Origin of the sequence: Actinoplanes cyaneus (genome assembly GCF_016862095.1) — a bacterium.
Lineage (GTDB): Bacteria > Actinomycetota > Actinomycetes > Mycobacteriales > Micromonosporaceae > Actinoplanes > Actinoplanes cyaneus.
The window spans coordinates 210,456-224,164 of the sequence record NZ_BOMH01000041.1 but is presented as its reverse complement, the minus strand read 5'-3'; the positions used below and the strand labels follow the sequence as shown (position 1 = coordinate 224,164).

At 70.4% G+C, this 13,709-nt stretch carries 11 protein-coding genes; 4 read left to right on the top strand and 7 right to left on the bottom strand.

Annotated elements, in window-relative coordinates:
• Positions 1 to 23 precede the first annotated feature (23 nt).
• Positions 24 to 1,334, bottom strand: coding sequence for a serine/threonine-protein kinase (locus Acy02nite_RS28230; RefSeq protein ID WP_203745987.1), 1,311 nt, complete (start codon positions 1,332 to 1,334; stop codon positions 24 to 26).
• A gap of 661 nt (positions 1,335 to 1,995) precedes the next feature.
• On the opposite strand from Acy02nite_RS28230, the gene Acy02nite_RS28225 reads away from it, so the two are divergent.
• Together Acy02nite_RS28225 and Acy02nite_RS28220 are read left to right on the top strand one after the other, a co-directional pair.
• Entirely contained in the window at positions 1,996 to 2,142 is a 147-nt protein-coding gene (locus Acy02nite_RS28225; RefSeq protein ID WP_203745985.1) for a hypothetical protein, read from the top strand.
• A 95-nt stretch (positions 2,143 to 2,237) separates the two neighbouring features.
• Positions 2,238 to 2,603, top strand: a complete 366-nt coding sequence (locus Acy02nite_RS28220) for a DUF6578 domain-containing protein (RefSeq protein ID WP_203745984.1) — start codon at positions 2,238 to 2,240, stop codon at positions 2,601 to 2,603.
• Positions 2,604 to 2,726: 123 nt separating this feature from the next.
• Here the strand turns inward: Acy02nite_RS28220 and Acy02nite_RS28215 are convergent, their stop codons facing one another.
• The 4 genes from Acy02nite_RS28215 to Acy02nite_RS28200 form a co-directional block, all read right to left on the bottom strand.
• Entirely contained in the window at positions 2,727 to 3,911 is a 1,185-nt protein-coding gene (locus tag Acy02nite_RS28215) for a sensor domain-containing phosphodiesterase (RefSeq protein WP_203745982.1), read from the bottom strand.
• 204 nt (positions 3,912 to 4,115) lie between these two features.
• Positions 4,116 to 4,949: a carbohydrate ABC transporter permease gene (locus tag Acy02nite_RS28210; protein WP_203745980.1), complete on the bottom strand. Its 834-nt coding sequence runs from the start codon at positions 4,947 to 4,949 to the stop codon at positions 4,116 to 4,118.
• 2 nt (positions 4,950 to 4,951) lie between these two features.
• Positions 4,952 to 5,938, bottom strand: coding sequence for a carbohydrate ABC transporter permease (locus Acy02nite_RS28205; RefSeq protein ID WP_239175281.1), 987 nt, complete (start codon positions 5,936 to 5,938; stop codon positions 4,952 to 4,954).
• 2 nt (positions 5,939 to 5,940) lie between these two features.
• On the bottom strand, positions 5,941 to 7,230 hold the full coding sequence (locus tag Acy02nite_RS28200) for an ABC transporter substrate-binding protein (RefSeq protein ID WP_203745978.1): 1,290 nt from the start codon (positions 7,228 to 7,230) through the stop codon (positions 5,941 to 5,943).
• Positions 7,231 to 7,526: 296 nt separating this feature from the next.
• On the opposite strand from Acy02nite_RS28200, the gene Acy02nite_RS28195 reads away from it, so the two are divergent.
• On the top strand, positions 7,527 to 8,822 hold the full coding sequence (locus tag Acy02nite_RS28195; RefSeq protein ID WP_203745970.1) for an endo-1,4-beta-xylanase: 1,296 nt from the start codon (positions 7,527 to 7,529) through the stop codon (positions 8,820 to 8,822).
• Positions 8,819 to 10,339, top strand: a complete 1,521-nt coding sequence (locus tag Acy02nite_RS28190; protein ID WP_203745968.1) for an alpha-N-arabinofuranosidase — start codon at positions 8,819 to 8,821, stop codon at positions 10,337 to 10,339. Before Acy02nite_RS28195 ends, Acy02nite_RS28190 begins: the two co-directional genes overlap by 4 nt.
• A 47-nt stretch (positions 10,340 to 10,386) precedes the next feature.
• Here the strand turns inward: Acy02nite_RS28190 and Acy02nite_RS28185 are convergent, their stop codons facing one another.
• Positions 10,387 to 12,054: a glycoside hydrolase family 43 protein gene (locus tag Acy02nite_RS28185; protein ID WP_203745966.1), complete on the bottom strand. Its 1,668-nt coding sequence runs from the start codon at positions 12,052 to 12,054 to the stop codon at positions 10,387 to 10,389.
• A 274-nt stretch (positions 12,055 to 12,328) separates the two neighbouring features.
• Complete coding sequence (locus Acy02nite_RS28180; RefSeq protein ID WP_203745964.1) at positions 12,329 to 13,705, bottom strand: extracellular catalytic domain type 1 short-chain-length polyhydroxyalkanoate depolymerase; 1,377 nt, start codon at positions 13,703 to 13,705, stop codon at positions 12,329 to 12,331.
• Positions 13,706 to 13,709 lie beyond the last annotated feature (4 nt).

Here is a 13,709-nt window from a genome sequence, read left to right as displayed (position 1 = left end):
GGGGAGTCCCGCCGTCAGGCGTGTCACCGGTGCTTCGGTGGCTTGGGATGCTTCGGCGGCTTCAGTGCCTTCGGCGGTTTCACCTTCGGAAGCTTCAAGGCCTTCGGGGCCGGGCCGGAGCGGGCCGTCTTCGCCGCGGGCGCGGCCGGCGCGGCGCCGTGGTCCACCACCTGCCGGACGACCGTCGCCTGCATGGACGTCGACGTCGTCGAGGTCGTCGTCGGCGGTGCTGAGCTGGTGGCGGAGGTGCCCGGCGGCGGGGCGGCGGCCGCCGGCTGCGAGGCCGGGGACGTGCCGCCGCTCATGGTCCACCAGGAGGCGCCCAGCGCCAGCAACGTGGCCGCCGCGGCACCGGCCAGCACCGGCCGCGATCGACGGTCGCGCAGCCGGAGCGCCGGCACCGTCCGGGAACGACGACCGCGGATCCGGGACGCCACGGCGGGGCGGGAACGACGGTCGCGAAGCCGGGGCACTGCCAGCGACGGCCCGGCGGCGCCGCGCAGCACGGTGGACCGCGGCTGGCCACTGATCTCGCCCAGCACCTGGGCGATCTCGGCCGACGAGGGGCGTTCCCCGGGCTTCTTGGCCAGGCAGCGGCTCAGCAGCCGGACGACCTCGGCGGGCAGGCCGTCGACGGGCGGCAGCGGTGCGGGACTCGCGTACACGTGCGCCTTCAGCATCTGTGTCACCGTCGTCGCCTGCCACGGCATCCGGCCGGCGAGCGCACGGTAGAGCAGCAGGCCGAGCGCGTAGACGTCGGTCGCGGGCCGCACCGGTCCACCCGCGATCCGCTCCGGCGCCAGGTAGGCGGGAGTGCCGAGCACCATGCCGTCCTGCCCGTCGAGCTCGCCCACCGTTGCCGAGATGCCGAAGTCGACCAGTTTGATCCCGGTGGCGGTCACCATGACGTTGCCCGGCTTCACGTCCCGGTGCACGACCCCGGCCCGGTGCGCCGCCGCGAGAGCAGCCGCCACCTCGGCGCCGATCAGGACGGTCAACTCCCACGCCAGGGGTTCGCCGGTCAGCATGTCGGCCATCGACCGGCCCTCGACCAGCTCCATGACCACGTACGACAGGACGCGTCCCGCTTCGGTCAACTCGCCGTAATCGAAGACCGCCACGACACCGGGATGCAACAGCCCGGCGGCGGCCCGGGCCTCGGCGCGGATCCGCTGCCGCAGCGCCGGGTCACCGGCCAGCGCGGCGGAGAGCACCTTGATCGCGACCTCGCGCCCCAGACTCTCGTCGTCAGCGCGCCAGACCACTGACATGCCGCCCTGCCCGAGGCGTTCGCCCAGTCGATAACGGCCGTCGATCAGGTCTCCGCGCTTCACAGCGGCCCTAGTTCCCGGCCGCCGCCCACCGAAACCGAATCGAAGATCAGAAATCAGCTGGGTACGTCGTCAGCCCGCCCCGCCCAGCGCGGCGGCAGCCCTCGCCCATGCACCCGGACCCAGGTCGCGCCTCCGAGCCGGTCCACGCCGTCCTCCCTGAACGGTTCCGCCCGCCGCTCTCGCCCGGCCGCCCGCCCTGCCAGCTGAGCAAGCACCTCGGCGCGGACTTCAGGCTGTTCACCACCGTGGTTGTCCGCCCGCACAACCACCGTGAGCGCCAGCCGGGCCGCGACGTCCTATTTGCTGATCGCGTTCAGCGAGCACGCCGGTCAGATGCCTGCCACTCTCGCCACGTTGCCGGCCGTCCTTCTCGTCGGGCACGACGGTCCCCCGTCGCCGGGTCGATGAGGGTCTACGGCGGCTGAGTGGCCACGATGGTGGTGCGGGGATCGAGACACCCAGCGGGCCGGAACCAGGTCGCCCGGATTCGTGACAGGTGTTGACGGGTTGATCGCTGCGTGCCCCGAAGTCGGGTCGCCCGGGGCGGGGCGCGGGTTTGCTCGGGTGGGGCTCGGGTAGCCGTGGCACAGCGGCACCGCGCGGACAGCCGTGGCACAGCGGCACCGCGAGTCGAGACCACGCGAGCCAGGAGGGCAGGCGTATGGAACCCATCGGTGATCCGGACGACGACACCGGCGACTTCGCCGAGGAGCACGAGCTGACCGAGGTCAGCGCGGAGGAGGCCGACGACGAGCCGGAGAGCCCGGGCCGGTGGACCGGGGGAATGGACCACGACGGGCCGCCGTGAACCACGACGGGCCGCCGGAAAACGGCGTACCGATCCGGCGAAGTCGATTGCGGACCGCCGGACTATCCGGCCCATGTCGTGGGCACACTGTCGCTGTGGAAATCACGGTGTGGATCGATCGAGCTGACTGGAACTGTTGTGGCGAGCCGTTCCGGCTGGGTTCCCGGGTGACGTGGGAGCTCCGGCGCGACATCGACAAGCGGTGGCTGGAAGAGGCCGTGGGCCCGGACACGGCGGCCCGCGTGGATGCGTATCAGTATCACCACGCCGACACCGGCATGGTGATCGAGCCGACGAACGGGACCGTCGCCCGGATCCAGGCGGTCCACGGGAGGCCCGATCCGCAGACCGGCACGGCGCGGGGGTCGGGTGTGCTCACCGAACTGGGGGAAGCCGACCGTGGCACCCCGGATCGGGGCGACCTGACGTTCGAGGGCTTCCTGGTCAACCTAGAGTTGTAGCCGCCTTGGGTCCGGCCGCGGATCATGGGCTCCGGCGCCGGGCCGCCCGCTGATGGCGGCTGCGGCTCACGGTCCGGCCGGGGTGAGCGCGGGGCTGGGCCGCCCCCTGATGGCGGCCGTGGCTCACCGTCCGGCCGGCGTGAGCGCGTACCCGTCTCGCAGCTCGGCGGCCTCGACCGCCCGGTCGAACAGCCAACCCTGGCCCAGGTGGACGCCCAGGCCGGCGAGGGCCGCGGCGTCCGCGGCGGTCTCGACGCCTTCGGCGACCACCGTGGCGCCGACCGCGGCGGCCAGGTCGGTCAGGGCGTGCACGACCGCCGCGAGCACCGCGTCGCCGGCCACCCCGCTGACGACGCTGCGGTCGAGCTTGATGACGTCCGGGCCGGTGGCCACGATGTGCCGGAGCGAGGAGTAACCGGCGCCGACGTCGTCGATGGCCAGTCGCATCCCGCGGGCGCGCAGGGGTGCCAGCACCGTGGCGAGCCGGTCGTAGTCATGGATCGGGTCGTGCTCCGACAGCTCGAGCACGATCCGTTCGAGCGGCAGGCGTGCCAGGAAGTCCACGCTGCCCGGAGACCAGAGGGTGGCGGGGGAGATGTTCATGGCGATGTACCCGCTGACGCCGGGCAGATGGTCGGCGGCCCGGTGCAGTGCTGCCAGTTCCAGGTTCTCCCGTTCGCCGATCAGGTCGGCGTCGGCGAAGACCTCGTCGGGCGGTTGCTGCCATTCGCGCGGGAAGCGGCTGAGCGCCTCGGCGCCGACCCGCCGCCCACCGGCGAGTTCGACGATCGGCTGGAGCAGGACCACCGGGCCGCCCCGGTCCAGCACGGGCCGCAGCCGGCTCTCGATCTCGGCGTTGCGCCGCTGCTTGCGGACGTCCGGTTCGATGATGGCGGCCGCGGCTTGGGCCAGCACCTGCATGAGTGCCCGGTCCCGGTCGGCCAGCTGGGGGTCGGCCTGCAGGCCCGCGCTGCAGAACGTGCCGTAGAGGGTGCCGTCGCTCAGCTCGACGGGCACCGACAGGTAGCTGCGGAGGCCCTGCTCGGCGGCGGGCAGGCGCATCGCCGCCGGGAAGCGGGTGACGTCCGGGATCACCGGCGGCAGTGCCCCGTCCATGATCGCCTGGCAGAACGAGGTGGCGCGCGGCTGCGTCATGCCGTCCTGCATGGGCAGCACGGAGTCGACGACCTCGAGGTGCTGGACCGGGCCCTCCATCCGGCTGAGGAATGCCAGCTCCATGCCGAGGGACTGCCGGGCGGTACGGAGGAGGTCCGCGACCTGCCGGGCGCTCTCGGTGCGTTCCGGCATCGATGTCCCCTCCCAGGCCGTACTTTCCTCTCGCGTTCTTGATCGGCATGGAGCCCAGCGGGCTGAGCCGATCGGCACCGGTGACCGGGCGCGCGTGCAGCCGTAGACGGGGTGACGGCACGCCCGGGATGCCCCGCGCGCGGGGACGGTCCGCGCGCGGGGGCCGCCCGCGCGCAGGGAGGTCGCGCGGGAGGTGGCGGGGTGTCACCCCTTGACGGCGCCGGTCAGCCCGCCCACGATGCGGCGTTCGAAGAGGCTGAAGAACACCAGCGCCGGGATCATCGACAACGACGTGAACGCGAGCACCTTCGCGGTGTCCACCGAATACTCCGACGCGAATGCCTGCACCCCGAGCGGCAGGGTGAAGGTGTCCTGCTCGCTGAGGATGAACAGCGGCAGCAGGTAACTGTTCCAGCTGTTGATGAACGCCAGGATCCCGGTGGTGACCAGCCCGGGCACCGACAGCGGGATGACGATCCGCCAGAAGAAGCCGAGCCGGCTGCAGCGGTCGATGGCCGCGGCCTCCTCGATCTCCCGGGGGATCGCCCGCAGGAACGGGACCAGGATGATGATCGTCGTGGGCAGCGCGAAGGCGATCTGCGGAAGGATCACCCCCGGGAGGGTGTTCACGATGCCCAGGCTCTTCACCAGGATGTAGACCGGCGTGATGGCGACCGTCACCGGGAACATCAGACCGGCGGCGAAGAGCGCGTACATCGCTCCGCTGCCGCGGAACCGGTAGCGGGCCAGGACGTAACTGGCCATCACGCCCAGCAGGACCACCCCGAAGGTGGTGACCACCGCCACGATCGTCGAGTTGCCGGCCTGGCGCCAGAAGCCGCTGCTGCTCAGCACGTTCGTGTAGTTGCCGAACTCCCACGGGTGCGGCAGGCCGGCCGGGTCGACGGTGATCTGCGCGTTGGTGCGGAATCCGCCGATGATGATGTAGACGACCGGCCCGAGCATGACGCCGATCAGCAGCAGGGCGCCGGCGTAGATGCCGGGGTGTCCCCAGCTGTTGTCATTCCTGCCGGCCATGTCTACCGCCCTCCGGTGAGCGCGCCCTCGGTGTCCCGGCGCAGGACGAAGCGCTGGTACAGCAGCGCGATGGTCATCGAGACGACGAAGAGCACGACGGCGACGGCGTTGCCGTAGCCGTAGTTGCCGGCGTTGCGGCCCTCGTTGACCATGTAGGTCACCATCGTCGAGGTGCCCGCGGTCGACGAGACGTACTGGCCCCAGATGATGTAGACCAGGTCGAACAGCTGCAGAGCGCCGATGATCGACAGGAAGCCCCAGATCCGGATGGTCGGCCCGAGCAGCGGCAGCGTGATCCGCCACTGGGTCTGCCAGTAGGAGGCCCCGTCGACGGCGGCGGCCTCGGCCAGCTCCTCCGGGATGTTCTGCATGCCGGCCAGGAACAGGATCACCGCGAAGCCGATGTACTTCCAGGTCAGGATCATGATCAGGGTCCAGATGGCGAGTTTCGGATTCGCCAGCCAGTCCTGCGTCAGACCATCCAAGCCGATTGATCTGAGTACGCCGTTGACCGCCCCGTTGGTCTGCAGCAGCAGCGCCCAGGCCGTCCCGACGATCACCTCGGCGATCACGTACGGGACGAAGATCAGCACACGGATCACCGACCGTCCGCGGATCTTCTGGTTGAGCAGCAGCGCGAGCGCGACAGCGATCGGACCCTGGAAGATCAGCGACAGGACGACGATAATGCCGTTGTGCCGGAGCGCGGCCCAGAAGGCGCTGTCCTGCAGGATCGTGACGTAGTTGTCGAAGCCCACGAAGTTGGTGGGAAGCCCGAAACCCTTCCACCGGTAGAGGCCGATGTACGCCGCGATCAGGATCGGGGCGACCACGAAACCCAGGAACATGAGGATCGCGGGCCCGGCCAGCAGCAGGATCTCCAGGCGTTGCGCCCAGCCGATGCCACGCCGCCGGGGACGTGCCGGGGGTGGCGGCTGAACGCCACCCCCGTCGCGTACGTGATCGGCGATCACGAGACTGCCGGCCACACTCAGCCCTTCTTGGCCGCGTCGTTGACGGCCTTGATGATCCCGGCCACGTCACCCTGGCCGGCCAGCAGGTTCACCACGCCGACGTTCAGCGCGTTGCCGACGTTCTGGCCGTACAGGGTGTCCAGCCACTGCGAGACGTACGGCGCCTTGTTATAGGCGTCGAGAACCGCCTTGAGGTACGGCTCGGTGATGGCGCCCTGAGCCTGCTTGTTCACCGGGAGGGAGTTGAAGGCCTTGTAGAACGCCTCCTGCACGTCCTTGGTCACGATGTAGTTCAGGAAGTCGGTGCACTCCTTCGGCGCCTTGGCCGAGCAGGAGTAACCGTCCGCGCCACCCATCACCGCGGCCGGGTCGCCCTGGCCGCCGGCGACCGCGGGGAACGGGAAGAAGCCCAGGTCGGGCAGGGGCTTGGTGTCCTTGGTCAGGGAGGCGATGACCCCCGGGTCCCAGGCGCCCATCAGTTCCATGCTCGCCTTGTGGTTGGCGAGCAGGCCGGCCGAGCTGCCGGCGCCCTGCTGCGCCGGGGTGGTCAGGAAGCCGTCGTTGAACGGCTTGGTGTCGGCGAACGCCTTGAGCTGCTCACCGGCCTTGGTCCAGCACGGGTCGTCGAAGGTCTTGCTCTTCGCGGCGGCGTCGAGGGTGGCCTGGCTGCAGGCGCGCAGCGCGAAGAAGTAGTACCAGTGGGCGGCCGGCCACGCGTCCTTGGCGCCGAGGGCGATCGGGGTGCCCTTGGCCTTGAGCTTGGTCACCGCGGCGTTCAGATCGTCCAGGGTGGCCGGTGGCGTGGTGACGCCGGCCTGCTGGAACAGGTCCTGGCTGTACCAGAGGCCCCCGGGCAGGATCGAGACCGGGACGGCGTACGCCTTGCCGTCGACCTGCCCGGTCTTGAGAGCGGCCTCGCCCACGGCCTGCTTGGTCTCGGCACTGACGGCGCCGGTGATGTCCTTGAGCTGGCCCGCCTCGACCATCGCGGCCATCTTCCCGCCACCGCGCTGCAGGAAGATGTCGGGCGCGGAGCCGGAGTTGAGCGCGGTCTGCAGCTTGCCGTCCAGGTCCTCGTTCTGGATCGACTGGATCTTGATCTTGACGGTCGGGTGGGCGGTCTGGAAGTCGGCGACCGTCTTCTCCCAGAACGCCTTGCCCGGGCCGGTGGTGGAGTTCTGCCACAGCTCCATCGTGACGTTGCCGCCGGAGCTGGAGCTGTCGTCGTCGCCGCCCCCGCAGGCGGTCAGGCCCAGGGTGCTCAGCGCCAGCACGGCGACCGCGGCAAGGGTTCTCTTGGGTGTCATGAAAAGCCGACCTTTCGTGAGCGAAAGTTTCGGAGTTATTTCGGAAGATGGCTCAAACTATGAAGCAGGTCATAGAGATGTCAAGATATTGATCGAAGCGAGATGCTTTGCTCCAGGTGAGGTGGTGTCATACGCAGCGTGATCCTCTTGAGGAAACCGACTGCTGAGCGGTAGAAAGATCGCTGTCGGACGGGCGGCGGCCGTCTCTGTGGCGCGCTGTGGGACGTACGCGATAGTTGTGGGATTTTTCCCGAAAGTTTCGGACGGTCAATCTTCTTCTCGGCGGGAGCTGTGCCGTGTCACCAGTCCATCTCGGCCATCGGACCGGCGAGGTCGTGGTCACCGTGCTCGACGCCGGCGGACGTCCGCTGAGTCACCGCGACGTCATCGCCGAGCAGCGATCCCACGCGTTCCCGTTCGGCAACATCGGCTTCGACCTGGTCGACCTGGCCGACGAAGCCCTGGCCGACGCGGAGAGCGACCCGGCTGCGAGCGGGTCCGCGGGCGTCGCGCGGGCCCGGCTCGTACGGCTCGCCGGTCAGTTTCTCGAGGTCTTCAACACGGCGACCCTGCCGTTCTACTGGAGTGACTTCGAGCCGGCGCCGGGCAGCCCGGACACCGCTCGGCTGCGCCGGGCCGCGAGATGGTTCGCCGAGCGTGGGTGCCGGGTCAAGGGCCACCCGCTGGTGTGGCACACCCTGGCGCCCGACTGGCTGCGGGAGGCACCGATCGGCGAGATCGAGGCGACCGTCCGTGCGCGGGTCCGGCGCGAGGTGGGTGACTTCGCGGGGCTGGTGCGGACGTGGGACACGATCAACGAAGCGGTGATCATGCCGGTGTTCCGCAACGAGCCGCACCGCAACGCGATCACCCGGCTGGCCTGGGAGCGGGGCCGGATCGCCACCGTGCGGCTCGCCTTCGAGGAGGCGCGCGCCGCGGATCCCGCCGCGACGCTGGTGCTCAACGACTTCGACATGTCCACGGCGTACGAGTGCCTGATCGAGGGGGTCCTCGAGGCGGGCGTCCGGATCGACGCGATCGGCCTGCAGAGCCACATGCACCAGGGTTACTGGGGTGAGGAGCGGACCCTCGCGGTGCTGGAGCGGTTCTCCCGTTACGGGCTGCCGCTGCACCTGACCGAGACCACCCTGGTCTCCGGGCACGTGATGCCGCCGGAGATCGAGGACTTGAACGACTACCGGATTCCGTCGTGGCCGTCCACCCCGGAGGGCGAGGAACGGCAGGCCGACGAGATCGTGCGGCACTACCGCACGCTGCTCGCGTATCCCTCGGTGCAGGCGATCACCTACTGGGGGCTGTCCGACGAGGGCGCCTGGCTCGGCGCCCCGGCCGGCCTGGTGCGCGCCGACGGCACCCCGAAACCCGCGTACGACGCGCTGCGGGACCTGGTGAAGGGGGAGTGGTGGCTGCCTCCCACGAGACTGCGGACCGACGGCGCCGGGCGGGTCGAGGTGCGCGGCTTCCTCGGTGACTACCGGCTCTACGACGACGGTGACGGCGGCGCGGCGCTGCTGACGATCACCGCGCCGGGCCGGGCGGAGACGACACTGCGACTGAAGGGCGAACGGTGACCATCGAAGCCGTCATCAACGTGGACCTCGGCGGCCCACGGATCAACCGGCATGTCTACGGGCACTTCGCCGAGCATCTCGGGCGGTGCATCTACGGCGGCTTCTACGTCGGCGAGGACTCGGACCTCCCGAACGTGGGCGGCATCCGGCTGGATGTCGTCGAGGCGCTGCGCGACCTGAACATCCCGAACCTGCGCTGGCCCGGCGGGTGTTTCGCCGACGAGTACCACTGGCGCGACGGCGTCGGGCCCAGGGACGGGCGGCCCGTCATGGTCAACACCCATTGGGGCGGGGTGGAGGAGAACAACCACTTCGGCACCCACGAGTTCATGGCGCTGTGCGAGATGCTCGGCGCCGAGCCGTACATCAGCGGCAACGTCGGCTCCGGCACGGTGCGGGAGATGAGCGAGTGGGTGGAGTACCTGACCCGCGCCGGCGACTCGCCGATGGCCCGGCTGCGCCGGGAGAACGGCCGGGACGAGCCGTGGCGGGTACGGTTCTGGGGCCTGGGCAACGAGGCGTGGGGCTGCGGCGGCAACATGTCCGCCGAGCATTACGCGCACCAGGCCCGTCAGTACGGCACCTACTGCCGCGACTACGGCGACAACCGGCTCTACAAGATCGCGGCGGGCGCCAACGGCACCGATTACGCGTGGACCGAGACGCTGATGAAGCAGCTCGGGCACCTGGGCTGCCGGCACATCTCCAGCACTGCCTACCACGCCCTGTCGGTGCACTACTACACGGTGACCGGGCCGACCTGGGAGGAGAAGGGCTCGGCCACGGTCTTCGACACCGGCGAGTACTACACGACGATGGCGGCCGCGGCCCGGGTCGAGGAGGTGCTCGCCGGGCACGCGGCGGTGATGGACTGCTACGACCCGACCGGCAGCGTCGGTCTCGTCCTGGACGAGTGGGGCACCTGGTTCGACGTGGCCCGCGGCACCAACCCGGGCTTCCTGTACCAGCAGAACACACTGCGCGACGCGCTGGTGGCCAGCGTGCACTTCGACGTCTTCCACCGGCACGCCGGCCGGCTCGTGATGGCCAACATCGCGCAGACCGTGAACGTGCTGCAGGCCATGATCCTCACCGATCCGGATTCGCAGGCCATGGTGCTGACCCCGACCTACCACGTCTTCCGGATGAACCGCGATCACCAGGACGCGACGTCGTTGCGCGTCGACTTCCGCACCGCGCTGCCGTCGCGCGCGGTCGGCGACGCGGCGCTGACGACGATCTCGGCGTCCGCCAGCCGCAAGGACGGCCGGCTGCTCGTGTCGCTGTCGAACCTGGACGCCTCGGCCCCCGCCGACGTGGCGATCGACCTGCGGGGTGGCGCCGTCACGGCCACCGACGCGACGATCCTCACGGCCGGCCTGCTGCAGGACCACAACACGCCGCAGTCGCCGTCGGTGGTGGCGCCCCGGCCGTACGACGGGGTGACGGTGGCCGGCGGCACACTGCGGGTGCACCTGCCGGCCCACTCGTTCGTCACGGTCAGCGGCGCGCTGTGAGCGGTGGCTGTGAGCGGCGCGCTGTGACCGGCGCGCTGTGACCGGGGTCAGCGCGTGTGGTAAACCGCCCGGTCGAAGTCGGCGTAACCGCCCTCGGCGCCCAGGTCCTGCACCCAGAGCCCGACGAAGGCGCCGGTGAAGCCCCACACCGGGGGCTCGCCGTCGGCCACCGTCGCGGCGTACTCGTCGGACAGGGTGGTGGCGTCGAACCGCTGATCGAGCTCCTGCCAGGGCGCCCCGGTGTCCGGGCCGGCGGTCCAGGCGAAGGTCAGGTCCGGGCCGTCCAGGCGGGCACGCAGCCCCACCCGGCGGACGTCGCCGAGCGGGATCCGCAGGCCCGGCGCCACGCTGACCCGCCCGCTGTCGCAGCACAGCACGTCGAGCACCGCCGCGCCGTCGTCGTCGGCGGTCACGTGCAGGTAGTACCAGTTGCGCGTGTTGTAGTAGGCGGTGATCCCGGCCAGCTGACGGTAGCTGCCGGGACGGAAGTCGAGCGTCGCCTCGAAGGTGCAGCGTTGCGCCGTCACCCGGCGGGCCACCAGGCTCGGCCGGCGCCGGCTCATCGGTGACTGCCCGCCGTGGATCCGCAGGTGCGAGGGACGGGCGGCCAGGTCGATCCAGTCCGGGGTCGCGGGGCGGCGCAGGGTCGACCAGTTGGGCCCGAGCACCGGCGCGTCGAAATGATCGTCCTCGGACTGCTCGCTGGAGAGCCGCGGCGGCGTCAGCGTCACCCCGGCCGGAGCCGGCACCTGCTCGGCCGGCACGCCGTCGAGGATGCGGGGCCAGCCGTCGGCCGGCCACTCCACCTTCTGCAGGGCGCTCTCCCGGCCCAGGACACAACGGTCGCCGGGCGCGTACGGCCGGGCGGCCAGATGCGCCAGGTACCACTCGCCGGCCGGGGTCTGCACGAGACTGCCGTGACCCGCCTTCTGCAGGGCCAGCTCGGGGTGCCCGGCCGAGGTCAGCATCGGGCCGGCCGGGTCCACCTCGTACCCGCCGAACAGGTCCCGGGACCGGGCGACGGTGACCTGATGGGTCCAGCTCGTGCCGCCCTCCGCGGTGACCAGGTAGTACCAGCCGTCCTTGCGGTAGATGTTCGGCGCCTCGGTGAGACCGGCGTCGGTGCCCTCGAAGATGACCCGCTCCGGGCCGACCAGGCGCCGCTCGTCACGGTCGTACCGCTGGATGGAGATGCCGGCGAAGCGGTCGCGCCCGGGGCGCCAGTCGGCGCGCATCGACAGCATCCACGTCGTGCCGTCCTCGTCGTGGAACAGCGAGGCGTCGAAGCCGCGGCCGTGCAGGACCACCGGATCCGACCAGGGGCCGTCGATGGCCGGAGCGGTCACCAGGTAGTTCTGCGGGTCCCAGTAACCGCCGGCGAACGTGGCGACGTCGGCGTAGAGCAGGTGGAACAGCCCGTCGTGGTAGGTCAGGTTGGGCGCCCAGACGCCGCACGAGTCGGCACTGCCGGTGAGGTCGAGCAGCCGCCGCTCGGACAGCGCCCCGCCGAGCGGCTCCCACTGGACCAGGTCGGTCGAGTGGTGCAGCCGCACCCCTGGGTACCACTCGAAGGTGGACGTCGCGATGTAGTAGTCGGCGCCGACCCGCAGGATCGACGGATCCGGATGGAAACCCGGCAGCACCGGATTGTGGATCACGCCGTCGGCGCTCCCGGCGACCCCGGCGGTCGAGGAAGTGGCCTTGACGATCGTCATGTGCGGAACCTCCGCTGAGAGATGACGCGCGAGAAGTCGGCGGCGTCTGGTGGCGAGGATGGCGGCCATCCCGGCCCACCATGGCGCGATCGTCACCCGCCGATGCCGGGGCTGTCAACAACTTCCGGAATCAAAACGGAAATACCGGCACTGTCCAGATACGACAGAAGCCACGGATCAGGGCAGCTCGGAGCCGCTCTGATCCGTGGCCTGGCTCGGGTCTCACCGTCGGCTCAAGAAGCTCCGAAAGTCGCGGTGAAACCTTTTCCGAAAGTTACGACGATGCGCAGGCGCTGCCGTTAAGGGTGAACCCGCTGGGCGCGCCGGCATTGCCGGAGTGACCGGCCTGGAAGCCGGCGGTGACCGCGGCACCCGGCGCGATAGTGGCGTTGTAGGACTCGTTCCTGGCGGTCACCGCGCCCGTCGCCGGCGTGAACGTGGCGTTCCAGCCGCCAGTGATCGTCTGCCCGGCGGGCAGGGTGAACCCCAGCGACCAGCCGTTGATCGCGCTGGAGCCGGTGTTGGTGACGGTGAGGTTGACGGTCAGGCCGTTGCTCCAGGCGTTGACCGAGCTGGTCACCGTGCACGTGGCGGTGCCCGCCGGGCCGCTCGGGGACGTGGACGGCGAGACGGGTGCCGACGGTGAGACCGGCGTGGAGGGTGAGACCGGCGTGGAGGGTGAGACCGGCGTGGACGGTGAGGCCGGCGACGACGGCGTGCTGGTGCCGTCCAGGCCGAGGAAGGAGATGGCGTACGCGAGTTGTCCCGCCATCGGCAGCGCGTGCCCGACCCCGGCGATGCTGATGCCCTCGATCGTCGCCCGGGTGCCCGTCGAGCCGTACCGGGTCCGGGTCCAGGACGACTGCGGGTGATCGGTGAATGCCGGGCTCTGGCCGAGACCGTGCAGGTTGGTCCACTGCTTGATCTCCTCGCCGAAGTTCGGGTAGGCGAGGGTGGTGTCGGTGGTGCCGTGCCACAGCTGCATCCGCGGGTACCCACCGGTGTATCCGGGATACATCGCCCGGGCCTGGTCGCCCCACTGCTGAGCCGACTTGATCAGGTTGCCGCCGGAGCAGGTGCTGTTCCAGAGCGAGCCGTTGGTGGTGGCGAAGCAGCCGGCCGGCACCCCCGAGAAGGCCGACGCCGCGGAGAACACGTCCGGGTACTGAGCGGCGAGCACGTTGGTCATCATGGCTCCGGAGGAGAACCCGCTCACCACGATCCGGGCCGGGTCCACGTTGTACCGCGTGCGGGCCCAGCTGACCATCGACATGATCCCGGTGGAGTCGCTGCCGCCGTTCCGGCGCAGCCCCTGCGGGCTGGATACGTCGAAGCACTTCTCGGTACGGGTCGCCTCGGGCAGCACGACGACGTAGCCGTACCGGTCGGCGGCGTTGAGGTAGTCCTTGCCGTTGCCGCCGGCGATCGCCCCGGCCGAGCCACCGCAGTAGTGCACGAGCAGGAGCAGCGCGGGCCTCGCCGCCACCCGGTCGGGCACGTAGGCGTACATCTTGAGGTTCGTCGGGTTGGCGCCGAAGCCGGTCACCTGGGTCAGCGAGGCGGCCGCGGCGGGGCGGGCGAACAGTAGCACCGCGACCCCGATCAGCGGCACCAGGGCGGCGACCAGCGCCGCGCGGAGATAGCGTTTCATGTCG

Coding starts and splice junctions, on each gene's coding strand:
- Acy02nite_RS28185 (WP_203745966.1), bottom strand. CDS start 12,054: ATGACGATCGTCAAGGCCACTTCCTCGACCGCCGGGGTCGCCGGGAGC.
- Acy02nite_RS28200 (WP_203745978.1), bottom strand. CDS start 7,230: ATGACACCCAAGAGAACCCTTGCCGCGGTCGCCGTGCTGGCGCTGAGC.
- Acy02nite_RS28210 (WP_203745980.1), bottom strand. CDS start 4,949: ATGGCCGGCAGGAATGACAACAGCTGGGGACACCCCGGCATCTACGCC.
- Acy02nite_RS28180 (WP_203745964.1), bottom strand. CDS start 13,705: ATGAAACGCTATCTCCGCGCGGCGCTGGTCGCCGCCCTGGTGCCGCTG.
- Acy02nite_RS28215 (WP_203745982.1), bottom strand. CDS start 3,911: ATGCCGGAACGCACCGAGAGCGCCCGGCAGGTCGCGGACCTCCTCCGT.
- Acy02nite_RS28225 (WP_203745985.1), top strand. CDS start 1,996: ATGGAACCCATCGGTGATCCGGACGACGACACCGGCGACTTCGCCGAG.